General features: G+C 75.1%; 17 protein-coding genes, 1 pseudogene and 1 riboswitch. Of the genes and pseudogenes, 16 read left to right on the top strand and 2 right to left on the bottom strand.

The features are described 5' to 3' along the window. The first annotated feature begins 279 nt into the window (after positions 1-279). The 13 genes from BMW85_RS25100 (at position 280) to BMW85_RS25040 (ending at position 10,436) form a co-directional block, all read left to right on the top strand. Entirely contained in the window at positions 280-1,104 is an 825-nt protein-coding gene (locus tag BMW85_RS25100) for a nitroreductase/quinone reductase family protein (protein WP_091085832.1), read from the top strand. A gap of 43 nt (positions 1,105-1,147) precedes the next feature. Next, positions 1,148-1,714, top strand: coding sequence for a helix-turn-helix domain-containing protein (locus BMW85_RS25095; RefSeq protein ID WP_245775047.1), 567 nt, complete (start codon positions 1,148-1,150; stop codon positions 1,712-1,714). Positions 1,715-1,748: 34 nt separating this feature from the next. Further along, positions 1,749-2,267, top strand: coding sequence for a GNAT family N-acetyltransferase (locus BMW85_RS25090; protein ID WP_091085828.1), 519 nt, complete (start codon positions 1,749-1,751; stop codon positions 2,265-2,267). 245 nt (positions 2,268-2,512) lie between these two features. Further along, positions 2,513-3,121 carry a biotin transporter BioY gene (locus tag BMW85_RS25085; protein ID WP_245775046.1) on the top strand — a complete coding sequence of 203 codons (609 nt, stop codon included), beginning with the start codon at positions 2,513-2,515 and terminating at the stop codon, positions 3,119-3,121. Positions 3,122-3,128: 7 nt separating this feature from the next. After that, a complete protein-coding gene (locus BMW85_RS25080; protein ID WP_091085824.1) occupies positions 3,129-4,505 on the top strand; it encodes an AMP-binding protein in 1,377 nt (458 codons plus the stop codon). Positions 4,506-4,561: 56 nt separating this feature from the next. After that, a complete protein-coding gene (locus BMW85_RS25075) occupies positions 4,562-5,728 on the top strand; it encodes a thiolase family protein (RefSeq protein ID WP_091085821.1) in 1,167 nt (388 codons plus the stop codon). A 12-nt stretch (positions 5,729-5,740) separates the two neighbouring features. Continuing rightward, positions 5,741-6,415 carry an energy-coupling factor ABC transporter ATP-binding protein gene (locus BMW85_RS25070; protein WP_091085819.1) on the top strand — a complete coding sequence of 225 codons (675 nt, stop codon included), beginning with the start codon at positions 5,741-5,743 and terminating at the stop codon, positions 6,413-6,415. Then, positions 6,412-7,017, top strand: coding sequence for an energy-coupling factor transporter transmembrane component T family protein (locus tag BMW85_RS25065; RefSeq protein WP_091085817.1), 606 nt, complete (start codon positions 6,412-6,414; stop codon positions 7,015-7,017). The genes BMW85_RS25070 and BMW85_RS25065 overlap by 4 nt, the downstream gene beginning before the upstream one ends. Positions 7,018-7,070: 53 nt before the next feature. Next, positions 7,071-7,439, top strand: a complete 369-nt coding sequence (locus tag BMW85_RS25060; protein ID WP_091085815.1) for an ArsR/SmtB family transcription factor — start codon at positions 7,071-7,073, stop codon at positions 7,437-7,439. Continuing rightward, positions 7,423-8,040, top strand: a complete 618-nt coding sequence (locus tag BMW85_RS25055) for an SRPBCC family protein (protein ID WP_245775045.1) — start codon at positions 7,423-7,425, stop codon at positions 8,038-8,040. The genes BMW85_RS25060 and BMW85_RS25055 overlap by 17 nt, the downstream gene beginning before the upstream one ends. A gap of 85 nt (positions 8,041-8,125) precedes the next feature. After that, complete coding sequence (locus BMW85_RS25050) at positions 8,126-8,764, top strand: NAD(P)-dependent oxidoreductase (protein ID WP_091085813.1); 639 nt, start codon at positions 8,126-8,128, stop codon at positions 8,762-8,764. A gap of 37 nt (positions 8,765-8,801) precedes the next feature. Continuing rightward, on the top strand, positions 8,802-9,746 hold the full coding sequence (locus BMW85_RS25045) for a helix-turn-helix transcriptional regulator (RefSeq protein ID WP_091085810.1): 945 nt from the start codon (positions 8,802-8,804) through the stop codon (positions 9,744-9,746). Positions 9,747-9,818: 72 nt separating this feature from the next. Then, on the top strand, positions 9,819-10,436 hold the full coding sequence (locus BMW85_RS25040; protein ID WP_091085807.1) for a DedA family protein: 618 nt from the start codon (positions 9,819-9,821) through the stop codon (positions 10,434-10,436). Between the two features lie 20 nt (positions 10,437-10,456). Here the strand turns inward: BMW85_RS25040 and BMW85_RS25035 are convergent, their stop codons facing one another. Then, the gene (locus BMW85_RS25035; RefSeq protein WP_091085805.1) at positions 10,457-10,780 is read right to left on the bottom strand and encodes a DMT family transporter; all 324 of its coding nucleotides are present in this window, start codon (positions 10,778-10,780) and stop codon (positions 10,457-10,459) included. A 16-nt stretch (positions 10,781-10,796) separates the two neighbouring features. After that, a riboswitch (guanidine-III (ykkC-III) riboswitch) is annotated at positions 10,797-10,866 on the bottom strand. 101 nt (positions 10,867-10,967) lie between these two features. On the opposite strand from BMW85_RS25035, the pseudogene BMW85_RS52040 reads away from it, so the two are divergent. From BMW85_RS52040 to BMW85_RS25025, 3 genes and pseudogenes are all read left to right on the top strand, one after another. Next, positions 10,968-11,432: pseudogene (locus BMW85_RS52040) on the top strand (NAD(P)-dependent oxidoreductase); the annotation flags it as partial. A 3-nt stretch (positions 11,433-11,435) separates the two neighbouring features. After that, positions 11,436-11,864, top strand: coding sequence for an NAD-binding protein (locus BMW85_RS52035; protein WP_342743438.1), 429 nt, complete (start codon positions 11,436-11,438; stop codon positions 11,862-11,864). Further along, on the top strand, positions 11,858-12,574 hold the full coding sequence (locus tag BMW85_RS25025) for an SDR family NAD(P)-dependent oxidoreductase (protein ID WP_091085800.1): 717 nt from the start codon (positions 11,858-11,860) through the stop codon (positions 12,572-12,574). Before BMW85_RS52035 ends, BMW85_RS25025 begins: the two co-directional genes overlap by 7 nt. 6 nt (positions 12,575-12,580) lie before the next feature. On the opposite strand, the gene BMW85_RS25020 is transcribed toward BMW85_RS25025, so the two are convergent. Continuing rightward, positions 12,581-13,411, bottom strand: a complete 831-nt coding sequence (locus BMW85_RS25020) for an AraC family transcriptional regulator (protein ID WP_091085798.1) — start codon at positions 13,409-13,411, stop codon at positions 12,581-12,583. Positions 13,412-13,433: the final 22 nt, after the last annotated feature.

The following is a 13,433-nucleotide window of genomic DNA, read 5'->3' as shown; positions in this document are numbered from 1 at the left end:
GACCGCGCTTGACAAGATCCACTGAAGGCGCGTGTAATGGCCGTCGCGTCGCGTGACGCCGGCCGGGGTGTACGGCGGCGGCATGGAGGCGCCCGATCAAAGGGGATGACGCCGTGAACACTCACACGTTCGGTCGTGCCTGACCTCCGGATCCCCGCGCGTCATCCCATGCCACGGACGGTGTAGTCGGCCCGTCCCGCTCGCTCTGACGGCATGCCGTGCGGGTTCTCCCTTGCCCGCCGACTTCGCACACACCCACGCACGGAGTGACGAACACGCATGCCCATGAACTTCAACCAGCAGATCATCGACGAGTTCCGCGCCAACGGCGGCCGGGTCGGCGGCCCCTTCGAGGGCGCCAGGCTGCTCCTGCTGACCACCACCGGCGCCCGTAGCGGCGCGCCGCACACCGTACCGGTCGCGTGCCTGCCCGACGGCGACCGCGTCCTCGTCATCGCCTCGGCCGGCGGCGCGCCCCGCCACCCGGCCTGGTACCACAACCTGCGCGCCGACCCGCGCGTCACCGTCGAGGACGGCACGTTCACCTATCAGGCCGAGGCGGTCGTGCTCACGGGCGAGGAACGCGACCGGCTGTTCGCCCGCGCCGTCGAGCAGAGCCCGGGATGGGCCGACTACGAGACCAAGTCGGGGCGCGTCCTGCCGGTGGTCGCGCTCGTCGCGGGCGATCCCGGGCCGCCCGCCGGCCCCATGGGCGACGGGCTCAAGCGCCTGCATGACGCCTTCCGCAGGGAGCTGGCCCTCATCCGCGCCGAGGTCGCCGCCTCGGGCCCGCGTGTGGCCGCCCAGCTCAAGGTCAACTGCCTGACCCTCTGCCAGGGGCTGCACGTGCACCACTCGCGCGAGGACGACTTCATGTTCCCCGCGATGGAGGGACGCCATCCGGAGCTGGGGCCGGCGCTGGAGCGGCTGCGGGCCGAGCACGCCGTCGTGGCGCGGCTGCTGGAGGAGCTGCGTACGCTGCTCGCGGCCGACGACGTCGCCCCGGCCGTGCTGCTGGCCGAGGTGGAGCGGCTGACGGCGGAGCTGGAGGCGCACCTCGACTACGAGGAGGAGCAGCTCGTCCCGCTGCTCAACGCCGGGTAGGCCCTTCAGCCGCGTGTCCCGGATGTGGGATATCATCCCGGATGTGAGAAGCGCGGAGGAGCTGGACGTCCGGCTCGCGGGCCGGCTGGCGGAGCTGCGCGTCGAGCGCGGGTGGTCGCTCGACGAGCTGGCCGCCCGCGCCGGCGTCAGCCGTTCCACCCTGTCCCGGCTCGAACGCGCGGAGATCAGCCCCACCGCCGCCCTGCTCAACAAGCTCTGCGCCGTCTACGAGCGGACCTTGTCGCGGCTGCTGGCCGAGGTCGAGCCGGAGCCGCCGCCGGTGGTGCGCGCGGCGGAGCAGCGGGTGTGGCGCGACGAGGAGTCCGGCTTCGTCCGCCGGTCGGTCTCGCCGCCGCACCCCGGGCTGCGCGGCGAGGTCGTGGAGGGCACGCTCCGGCCCGGCGCGGACATCGCGTACGACGTGCCGCCCGTCCCCGGGCTGGAGCAGCACATCTGGGTGCTGGAGGGCACGGTCGAGATCACCGCGAACGGCCGCACGCACGTCCTCGACGCCGGCGACTGCCTGCGCTTCCTGCTGCGGGGCGCCTCCCGTTTCCGCTGCCCGGGCCCCGGCCCGGCCCGCTACGTCATCCTCGTCGTCCTGCCCTGACCCCCCACTGGCGCCCGCTGGAAGGACCCCGCGCATGTACGCCATCGACCTGCTGCCGGCCGAGGAGTTCGACGCAGCGATCAAGGATCTGGCCGCTCTGCTCGCCGACGCCGTGGACGACGGCGCGTCCGTCGGCTTCCTGTCCCCGTTCGGCCTGGAGGAGGCCGCCGGCTGGTGGCGGGACCAGGCCCCCGCCGTGGCCGCGGGCACCCTCCGGGTCTGGGTCGCCCGTGACGCCTCCGGCGTCGCCGGCACGATCAGCCTCGCCCTGACCACCAAGCCCAACTCCCGCTACCGTGGCGAGATCGTGAAGCTGATGGTGCACCGCGACGCCCGGGGCCGCGGCCTGTCCCGCGCGCTGCTCGCCACCGCCGAGCGGGCCGCGCTCGCCGACGGCGTCCACCTGCTGATGCTCGACACCGAGACCGGCAGCACCGCCGAGCACGTCTACCTCACCGGCGGCTGGACCCGCTACGGCGTCGTCCCCGGCTACGCCGCCTCTCCGGACGGCACACCGGCCGCCTGCAGCTTCTTCTACAAAGACCTCCGGTGACAAAGGCAAGATCGCCTTGCACCACGTCGAGCGGCGGACCGGAGGGCCGTTGAGAGCGCGCAAGGTCGTGGTTCGCGCTCCGGCTGACGCGGCATGGGCCGTGCTCATCGCCAGGATGTGAGGACCGACAGGGCGTTGCAGGTCACCGGCCGCCGGAGGGTATCGTTCGATCGCAGATGAACGGCCGGATTGTTGTGGGAACCCTCCATGACCGAAGCATGCCGTTCTGGTGTGAGATCGACTCCATGAAGAATGCAGGCAAGTGGCGCAGGTTCCCCACCGGAGACCTGGCGAGGGTGGCGGTGTTCGCCGCGCTCATCGCCGTGCTCGGGCTGCCGGGCTCGGTCAACGTCTTCGGCAACCTGGTCCCGATCACCCTCCAGACCCTGGGCGTGATGCTGGCCGGGGTGATCCTCGGCGCGTGGCGGGGCGCGCTGGCCGTCGCCGTGCTGCTGGTGCTGGTGGCCGCCGGGCTGCCGCTGCTGGCGGGCGGGCGCGGCGGGCTGGGCGCGTTCATCGGGCCGTCGGCCGGGTTCCTCATCGGGTGGCTGCCCGGCGCGGCCGTGACCGGCTGGCTCACCGAGCGGGCCGGCCGCAGCCCGAGCCTGCTCCAGCTCGTCGTGGCCTGCCTGGTCGGCGGCATCGGCGTGATCTACCTGTTCGGCATCCCGGTGCAGGCGCTGGTCACGGGCGCGTCGCTGCCGGCCGCCGCGGCGCTCAGCGCCGCCTTCCTGCCCGGCGACGTGATCAAGGCGGTGCTGGCCTCGGTCGTGGCCCGGGGCGTCCAGCGGGCCTACCCGGACGCGGTGCCCGCCGTGCACCGCGAGCGGTTGCGGTCCGGCTGGGGGCGTTGAGCGGTTCATGCCGGTAGCAGCACACGTCCTGCGGCACGCCGCCGCCCGCCCCGATGCCGTCGCGCTCCGCGGGCCGGGCCGCGAGCTCACCTACGCCGGGCTGGCCGGCGACGTCCACGGCGCCGCGCGGCGGCTGCGCGGCCGGGGCGTACGTCCCGGCTCGCTCGTCGCGATCGGGCTCGCCGACCCGGTCGCGCTGCTGACCGCCGTGGTGGCGGCCGACCTCGCCGGGGCCACCCCGCTCGTCGGCGACCCCGCGTGGGACCGGCGGCGCTGGACGCGCATGCTCGCCGCCGCGCCCCCGGACCTGCTGGTCGACGAGCCGCTGCCGGCCGCGCCCGGCCCCGCGATCGTCCCCGCTCCCGAGCCCGGCGACCTCGCCTGGGCCTGCTTCACCTCCGGCAGCACCGGCCGCCCCCGCGCGATCGTGCGCACCCGCGCCTCCTGGACGGGGTCGTTCCCGCACCTGGCGGACCTGGCCGGCATGAGCGCCGACGACGTGGTGCTGGTGCCGGGACCACTGTCGTCCTCCCTGTACGCCTTCGCCGCCGTGCACGCCCTGGCCATCGGCGCGACCGCGCTCGTCCCCGGCCGCCGGCCGGCCGGCCGCGGCCCCGAGGGCCTGGCCGCGCACCTGGACCGGGCCACGGTCGTGCACCTGGTGCCGCACCTGCTGCCCGCCGTGCTCGCCGCCCCCGGATCGGTGCGCGCCGCCGTCGCGGGCGGGGCCGCGCTCGCCCCCGGCGTACGGGAGGCCGCCGGGCGGGCCGGGATCCGGGTGGTGGCCTACTACGGGGCGAGCGAGCTGTCGTTCGTGGCCGCCGACGCCGACGGGGCGGGGCTGCGCCCGTTCCCCGAGACCGAGATCGAGGTGCGGCCCGGCGCGGGCGGGCTGGGGGAGGTGTGGGCACGCTCGCCCTGGCTGGCGGAGGGCTACCTGGGCGGCGCGAGCGGCCCGCTCCGCCGTGACGGCGACGGCTGGATGACCGTCGGCGACGTCGCCTACCCGTACCGGCCGGGGGAGCCGCTGCGGCTGCGCGGGCGCGGCGACGGCGCGATCCAGACCGGCGGGGCCACCGTCGTCCCCGAGGACGTCGAGGAAGTGCTGCGCAAGGTGCCCGGCGTGGGCGACATCGTGGTGATCGGCTCGCCGCACCCGTCCCTGGGGTCGGTGGTGACCGCGGTCGTCGAGGGCGACGGCGGCGCGCCGCCGCCGCGGGCGCTGCTGGAGGCGGTCGCGCGCAGCGGCCTGGACGCGGCACAGCGGCCCCGCCGCTGGTACGCGGTGCCCAGCCTGCCCCGCACCGGCGCGGGCAAGCCGGCCCGCGCGCTGGTCGCGTCCCGGCTCGCCGGCGGCGACCCCGGCATCAGGCGGCTCACGTGACCGGCTCCGGCGTCACGACGGCTGGTGGGACCGGCTCCGGCTCCAGGGCGGCTGGCGTGACCGATCCCGGGGCGCCCGTCGTCGTGGCGGCCCGTCGCACGCCCATCGGCACGGCCGGGCACGCCTACAAGGACCTCGCCGTCGAGTTGCTGGCCGCGCCGGTCGTCGCCGCCGTCGCCCGGGACGCCCGCCTCGACGGGCGTCCCGTGGACGACGTCGTGCTTGGCAACTGCATGGGCCCCGGCGGCAACGTGGCCAGGGTCGCGGCGCTGGCGGCCGGGCTGGGGAACGAGGTGCCCGGCCTCACCGTGGACCGGCAGTGCGGCAGCGGGCTGGCCGCGATCCTCGTGGCGGCGCAGGCCGTACGCGCGGGGGAGGCGGAGCTGGTGATCGCGGGCGGGGCCGAGAGCGCCTCGACCGCGCCGCTGCGCACCCGCAGGGGGGAGAGCGAGCCCTACCCGCGGGCGCCGTTCGCGCCGGACGGCCACCCGGACCCCGACATGGGACCCGCCGCCGAGGCGCTGGCCGCGGCCCGCGGCATCACCCGCGCCCGCCAGGACGCCTACGCCGCCCGCAGCCACGCCGCCGCCCTCGCCGCCCGCGACGCGGGCGCCTTCACCGAAGAGATCGTCCCGGTCGGCGACCGGCACCACGACCAGCGCCCGCGCCCGCTGCGCGTGGCGTCCCTGGCCCGTCTCCCGGCCGCGTTCACCACACCCGCCCCGGACGGATCGGCGACGGCCGGTACGGTGACGGCCGGCAACTCCTCCCCGATCAGCGACGGCGCGGCAGCCGTGGCCGTGGTGCCGGAACGGCTGCGCGCCGGCCGGCCGGGCCTGCGGCTGCTGGCCGGGGCCGTGACCGGCTGCGACCCCGCGCTGCCCGGCTGGGGGCCGGTGCCCGCCGTGCGGCGCGTGCTGGCGCGGGCCGGGGCCGGCATCGAAGACGTGGCGGCTGTGGAGCTCGTGGAGGCGTTCGCCGCCCAGGTGCTGGCCGTCACCGACGCCCTCGGGCTCGACCCGCTCGGCGCCGACGCCGGCCGCGTCTGCCCGGGCGGCGGCGCGCTCGCGCTCGGCCACCCTTGGGGAGCGACCGGCGCGGTCGTGGTGACCCGGCTGTTCACCCGGCTGGTCCGCGGCGGCGCCCCGCCCGGCACGCTCGGCCTGGCCGCGGCGGCCGTCGGCGGCGGCATGGGCGTGGCGGCCCTGTTCGAGGTGGTGTGAAGTGGGGGAGACGTGATCGAGTTCGCGGACGTACGGGTCCGGCTCGGCGAGCGGGACGTGCTGCGCGGCGTCACCGCCTCGCTCGGCGAGCGGCGGATCGGCGTGGTCGGGGCCAACGGCTCCGGCAAGAGCACGCTCGCGCGCCTGATCAACGGCCTCGCGCTGCCGACGTCCGGCACCGTCACCGTGCTCGGCCTGGACACCCGCCGCCAGGCGGCGAAGATCAGGCGCGAGGTCGGCTTCCTGTTCACCGACCCCGACGCCCAGATCGTGATGCCGACGGTGGCCGAGGACGTCGCGTTCTCCCTGCGCCGCCACCGCCTGCCCCGCGAGGAGGCCGACCGGCGGGTCGCCGAGGTCCTCGGCCGCTACGGCCTGGCCGGTCACGCCGACCATCCGGCCCATCACCTGTCCGGCGGGCAGAAGCAGCTCCTCGCGCTGTGCTCGGTGATGGTGCTGGAGCCGCGGGTGATCGTCATGGACGAGCCCACCACGCTGCTCGACCTGCGCCACTCGCGCCAGGTGGCGGAGCTGCTGCGCGAGCTGCCGCAGCAGGTGGTCGTGGTGACCCATGACCTGCCGCTGCTGGCCGGTTTCGACCGCGTCCTGGTGCTCGACGAGGGCCGCGTGGTCGCCGACGGCGTGCCCGAGGAGGCCATCGGCCACTACCGGAAGCTCATGGCGTGAACGGCCGGACCGGCGCCTACGTGCCCGGGGCCTCGCCGCTGCACCGGCTGCCCGCCGGGGCCAAGCTGGCCGGGCTCGCCGTCGTCTGCACGGCTCTGGTGCTGCTGCGCTCGCCGTTCGCGCTGGGGGGCGCGGCGGTGGTCACGGCGGGCCTGTACGCCCTGTCGCGCGTCGGCGTGGCGGCGGCCTGGGCGCAGGTGCGGCCGGTGCGCTGGTTCGCGGTGGCGCTGTTCGCCCTGCAGTGGGTGTTCGTCGGGGTGGAGGGGGCGGCGGTCACGACCCTGCGGGTGGTGGTCGCGGTGGCGCTGGCCGGGCTGGTGACGATCACCACGCGCACCTCGGAGATGATGGCCGTGCTGGAGCGGTTGATGGCCCCGGCGCGGCTGGTCGGGCTGGACCCGTTCCGGCTGTCGCTGCTGCTGTCGCTGACGATCAGGACGGTGCCGGTGCTGGCGGATCTGGCCGGCCGGGTACGGGACGCGCAGCGGGCCCGCGGGGTCGAGCGCAGCCTGCGGGCCTTCGCGGTGCCGCTGGTGGTCGGCGCGCTGCGGCACGCCGACGCCCTGGGCGAGGCGTTGAGCGCCCGCGGCCTGGACGACTGACACCCCTTACCTCAAGTTTGACTTATATAAGCAGCACCTGAAATACTCGGGACGTGCACGCATTCGACGTCCTCGGCGATCCGGTCCGGCGCCGGATCCTGGAGCTCCTCGCCGGCGGTGAGCGAAGCTCCGGCGAGGTCACCGCCGTCATCCAGCAGGAGTTCGGCATCTCCCAGCCGGCCGTCTCGCAGCACCTGCGGGTGCTGCGCGACAACGGGTTCGCCAGCGTGCGGGCCGCGGGCACCCGGCGGCTCTACGCCGTCGAGGCCGGACCGCTGCGTGAGATCGACCTCTGGCTGGAGCGCTTCCGCGGGTTCTGGGACCAGCGCCTCGACGCCCTGGCCACCGAGCTGGCCCGCGGCAAGCGCGAACGCTCATCCGCCACCGAGAAGAAGGAGACCTCTGATGATGGACATGGTTGACGAGATCACCCGGGCGCACCGGAAGCTGTCCGACGGCGAGCACAAGGCCCTGGTCATCCGCCGCCGCTACGAGGCCGAGGTCGAGGACGTGTGGGACGCCTGCACCGACGCCGACCGACTCAAGCGCTGGTTCCTGCCGGTGAGCGGCGAGCTGCGGCTCGGCGGCAGATACCAGTTCGAGGGCAACGCCGGCGGCGAGGTCCTGGAGTGCGCACCGCCCCGGCGGTTCAAGGTGAGCTGGGCGATGGGCGACGCCCCGGGTCTGTCCGAGGTCGAGGTCGAGCTGACGTCCGAGGGCGGCGCCACCTGGCTGGAGCTGCGGCACGTCGCCGAGGTCCCGCCGGAGATGTGGGAGGGGTTCGGCTGCGGCGGGGTCGGCGTCGGCTGGGACCTCGGGCTGCTCGGCCTGGCCCTGCACCTCTCCGGCGGCGAGAAGGTGGGGGAGGACACCTTCCACCTGACCCCGGAGGGACGGCAGGTCATCACCGCCTCGGCACGGGCCTGGGGCGAGGCGGAGGAGGCGGCCGGCATCCCGGCCGATCGGGCGGCCGCCCACGTGGCCGCCGTCACCGCCTTCTACGCTCCGGAGCCCGGCGCGTAGAACGGGCCGGCCGACGGGTCTCGGGGCCTCGGAGGTAAGGTGGTGAGTAAATATTCACTCACCCCTCCGAGAAAGGGGACGCCCCATGAGGCTGGCAGTCTTCGGAGCGACCGGCGGCATCGGGCTCGAACTGGTCCGCCAGGGCCTCGACCGGGGTCACGAGATCACCGCCGTCGTACGCGCCGCCGCCCGGCTGCCCGCCGGGCTCCGCGACCGCGTCGAGGTCGTCGAGGCCGACGTGATGGACCCCGCCGCCGTCGCCCCCGGCGTCGAGGGCCGTGACGCCGTGCTCAGCGCCATGGGCAGCCGCGAGCGCGGCCCCACCACCGTCCACTCCGGCAGCGTCGCCGCCATCACCGAGGCCATGCGCCGCGCAGGCGTGCGGCGCGTGCTGACCGTCGGCGCGGCCGGCATGGTCGCCGACGCGGGCGACGGCCTCTTCACCCGCTACGTGCTCAAGCCGCTCGTCGTGCAGCCGCTGTTCCGCCACTCCTACGCCGACCTCGCGGCCTCGGAGGAGCTGCTGCGCCGCGCCGGTCTCGACTGGACCGTCGTCCGCCCCGGCCGGCTGCGCGACGCCCCGCCGACCGGCCGCTACCGCACCTCCTGGGACCGCTGCGTCAGGGGCGGACACAGCACCGTCCGCGCCGACACGGCCGACTGCATGCTCTCCCTCCTGGACGATCCGGCGAGCGCCGGCCACATCGTTTACGTGACCTCCTGACGGACCGTACGCGAAGGTCTCCTGCCAGGATGAGCACATGCGCGCAGACCGCCTGGTCGCCGCCCTCCTCCTGCTCCAGGGGCGCGGCCGGCTGACCGCCTCGGAGCTGGCCGGGGAGCTGGAGATCTCCGTCGCCACCGCCCGCCGCGACCTGGAGGCCCTGTCGGCCGCGGGCATCCCCGTCTACCCGCAGCCCGGACGCGGGGGCGGCTGGTCGCTGGTGGGCGGGGCGCGTACCGACCTGACCGGGCTCACCGCCGCCGAGGCGCGGGCGCTGTTCCTGCTCCTCGGCCCGGCCACGACCGCCGCGCCGGCGCTCACCTCGGCCCTGCGCAAGCTCGTACGGGCGCTGCCGGCCACCTTCCGCGCGGACGCCGAGGCCGCCGCGCGGGCGGTGGTGTCGGACCCGGCCGGCTGGGGCGAGGCGGGGCGGGAGCCGCCCGCCCTGGTACGGACCCTGCAGGATGCGGTCGTCGCCGGGCACAAGGTGCGCCTCACCTACGCGCGCAAGGGCAGCGAGCCGGCCGAGCGGCTGGTCGATCCCTTAGGACTGGTGGACAAGGACGGCCTGTGGTACCTCGTGGCGGGCACCGGGGCGGGGCGGCGGACGTACCGGGTGGACCGGGTCACCGCCGCCGAGCCCACCGACCTGCCCGCCGAGCGGCCGGACGGCTTCGACCTCGCGGCGGAGTGGGAGCGCGTCGTCGGCGAGGTCGAACGCCGCCGCTCCCTCGTGACGGCGGTGGTGCTCGTCGCCGAGCGGCACGCCGGGATCCTGCGCGACCACTTCGGACGCCACTGCGAGGTGCTCGGGCGCGAGCCGGACGGCCGGGCCCGGCTGCGGGTCGCCGCCCCGATGGCCCTGTCGATCGCCGAGCAGCTCGCCGGCTGGGGCGCCCAGGTGGAGGTCGTCGAGCCGGAGGCGGTGCGCGCCGAGCTGGCCAGGATCGGCGCTGAACTCGTCGCTCGCTACGCGCCCTGAGGTTTACCCCCGGTGCGCCTGGGGCAGCAGCCTCATTCCGAACTTATCTGATCATCTCTAGCCTTGAGGCTCATGACTGACTGGCTCATCGGACTGATGGAGACGCTGGGGGCCCCCGGAGCGGGCCTCGCGATCGCGTTGGAGAACCTCTTCCCTCCCCTGCCCAGCGAGGTGATCCTGCCCATGGCCGGCTTCACCGCCAGCCGGGGGGAGCTGGACCTGCTGGACGTGGTGGTGTGGACCACCATCGGCTCCGTCGTCGGTGCGCTGGCGCTGTACTGGGTGGGCGCGATGCTCGGGCGCGACCGCGTGATCGCCCTGGTGGAGCGGATACCGTTGCTGAAGACGTCCGACGTCGAGAAGACCGAGGCGTTCTTCCAGCGGCACGGCCGCAAGACCGTCTTCTTCGGCCGGATGATCCCCGTCTTCCGCAGCCTCATCTCCATCCCTGCGGGGGTGGAGCGCATGCCGCTGCCCATGTTCCTGCTCCTCACCACCGGGGGCAGCCTGATCTGGAACGTCATCTTCGTCTACGCCGGCTACCTGCTCGGGGAGCAGTGGCACCTCGTGGAGACGTACGTGGGGGTCGGCACCAACGTGGTGATCGGGATCGTCGTGGCCGCCGTGCTGGTGTTCATCGGGGTACGGGTGGCCGAGCGGCGCAAGGAGAGGAACGCGGCCCGCCGCTGACCCGGGCGGGCCGCTCCTCGTCAGTGGCCGCCGCCGGCCAGGTTGAGGCCGACGACGCCGAGCAGGATGAGCCCGATCGAGATCAGCTTCAGCGGGGACGTGTCCTCACCGAGCGCGATCATGCCGAGCGTGGCGGTGCCGACGGCGCCGATGCCGGTCCACACCGCGTAGGCGGTGCCGACCTCCAGGTTCTTCAGCGCCAGCGCGAGCAGCCCGAACGACAGCACCGCGGAGACGCCGAAGACGACGCTCGGCCAGAGCGCCGAGAACCCGTTGCTGGCCTTCAGCGAGTAGGCCATGACGACCTCGAACAGACCGGCAGCGATGATCAACAACCAGGCCATGACGGCTCCTTCCCAGGGAGCGTCGTCTTTGCAGGCCGGGTACGGCGCGTCTCGTCCGGGCAGGCCACCGGAACGGGGGCCGCATCGACGACAACGGCCCGCCCGCCGTCCCTATTCCGGTCCGCCCGATCACAACCGTTCAAGACCCGCGCCCGCTCCCTCCGCTACAACGGATGCCGCGGAGAGGGAGGTGGGGCGGATGACGGTGGGGTTCGCCGGGCTGGGCCTCATGGGCCAGCCCATGGCGGTCAACCTGGCCAGGGCCGGCACGCCGCTCGTCGTGTGGAACCGGACAACGTCCCGCGCCGAAGCCGCGCGGGCGGCCGGGGCAGGGGTGGCGGCGGACCCGGACGAGCTGTTCCGGCGGGCGCGGGTGGTGCTGCTCATGCTGGCCGACGAGGCCGCCGTGGACGCCGTGCTGGGCCGCGGCACGCCGAGCTTCGAAGCGCGCGTGTCCGGGCGGATCGTGGTGCACATGGGGACGACCGCGCCCGCGTACTCCGCAGCGCTGGCCGGCGACGTGCTCGCGGCGGCCGGCCGGTACGTGGAGGCCCCGGTGTCGGGCTCGCGCGGCCCCGCCGAGGCCGGCCGGCTCGTGGCGATGCTGGCGGGCGAACCGGACGCCGTGGAGGAGGTACGCCCGCTGCTGGCCCCGATGTGCTCCGGGACGGTCCCGTGCGGGCCGGTCCCCGGCGCGCTGCTGATGAAGCTGGCGGTGAACCTGTTCCTCATCACGATGGTGAGCGGGCTGGCCGAGGCGACCCACTTCGCCGCAAGGCACGGGCTGGACCTGGAGACGTTCGCGCGGGTGCTCGGCGCCGGGCCGATGGCCAGCGACGTCTCGCGGGCCAAGGCGAGCAAACTGGTCGAGGGCGACTTCGCCGCCCAGGCGGCCATCGCGGACGTGCTGAAGAACAACCGGCTCATCGCCGAGGCGGCGCGGGAGCGCGGCGTGGCCGCGCCGCTGCTGGACGTCTGCCACGCGCTGTTCGCCGAGACGCTGCGGCTGGGGCACGGCGGGCTCGACATGGTGGCCGTGATCCGCGCGATCGAGGCCAGGACGGAGAGGGGACAGACATGGTGATCATCGTCACCGGCGGCTCGCGGGGGATCGGCGCCAGCATCGTGGAGCGGCTGAGCGCGGGCGGCGCGAGCGTGCTGTTCACGCACTCCGGCTCCGACGCCGAGGCGCGGGAGCTGGAGCGGCGGCTCGGTCCGCGGGTCCGCGGCCTGCGCCACGATGTCAGGGACGACCCCGAGCCGCTGTTCGCCGCGGCCGAGGAGCTGGGCGAGGTCACCGGGCTGGTGAACAACGCGGGCGTCACCGGACGGCTCGGCCCGTTCGCCGACCTGACCGACGACGACCTGCGGCGCGTGGTCGAGGTCAACCTGGTCGCGCCGCTGCGCCTGTGCCGGGAGGCGGCGCGGCGGTGGCGGGGACGGCCGCCGGGCGAGAAGGCCATCGTCACGGTCTCGTCGGTCGCGGCCCGCACCGGCTCACCCGGCGAGTACGTCGCCTACGCCGCCACCAAGGCCGCCGTGGACACCATGACGGTCGGCCTGGCCAAGGAGCTCGCTCCGGGCGTGCGGGTCAACGCCGTGTCGCCGGGCACCATCGACACCACGATCCACGCGCGGGCGGGCGAGCCCGGACGGGCGTGGCGGGTGGCCGAGCGCGTCCCGCTGGGGCGTCCCGGCCGGCCGGAGGAGATCGCGGCGGCGGTGGCGTGGCTGCTGTCGGACGAGGCGTCGTACGTGACCGGCACCGTCCTGGACGTCGCCGGCGGCCTGTGAGGACGGCTAAAGGCGCAGCGCGGCCAGCCAGCGGCCCGGGGTGAGGCCGTAGGCGCGTTTGAACATGCGCGTCATGTGGGCCTGGTCCGCGAAGCCCGCCTCCAGTGCCGCCTCGCGCAGCGGCGTGCCGTGCCGCAGCGCCCGGCGTACGACGTCGAGGCGGCGCATCGTGCGGAACCGGGTCGGGCTGGTGCCGTACGCGGCGCGGAACTGGCGGGCCAGCGTCCACCGGTCGAGCCCCGACGCCCGTTCCAGCTCCGCAACCGTCAGCCGGGCGGCCGGGTCGGCCGCGATCAGCTCGCGCACCCGCGCCAGCGCCGCCACCGCCAGAGGTCCAGGCCCGTCCTGCGCGGGGCCGCCGGCGTGTCTGCGCAGCGCGCCGGCCACCAGCAGCGCCACCTCCAGCCGGGCGAACTCGTCCAGCGGCTCGTCCATCCGGCGCAGGCAGGCCAGCAGCGACGGGTCCATCCCGGACGGCGCGACGATCGGATCGGCCACGAACGGCAGCGGCCCGCCGCCCAGCGCCTCCCGCACCAGGAACGGATCGACGTACAGGATGCGGTAGGCGAAGCCGTCGTCGGTGCCGGCCGCGCCGTCGTGCGGCTCGTCGGGGTGCAGGACGTGCCACTCGCCCGGCAGGCAGCGCCGCCGCTCGCCCCGGTAGCGGAAGGTCTGCACGCCGGACAGCGTCACGCCGAGGGCGTAGGTGTCGTGGCGGTGTGTGGCGAACGCCTCGCCGACGAGCCTCGCCTCCAGGCGTTCGATGCCCTCGGCGCCTCGGCCGAAGCGCAGCCGCTGCCCGGGGACCGGCAGCAGATGCTCGCTCAGGTCGTCCATCCCGGACCGGACTCTAGCACCG

It is taken from the genome of Nonomuraea wenchangensis (genome assembly GCF_900111685.1).
In the GTDB taxonomy this organism is placed as follows: Bacteria; Actinomycetota; Actinomycetes; order Streptosporangiales; family Streptosporangiaceae; genus Nonomuraea; species Nonomuraea wenchangensis.
This window is presented reverse-complemented; position numbering and strand designations above follow the sequence as displayed.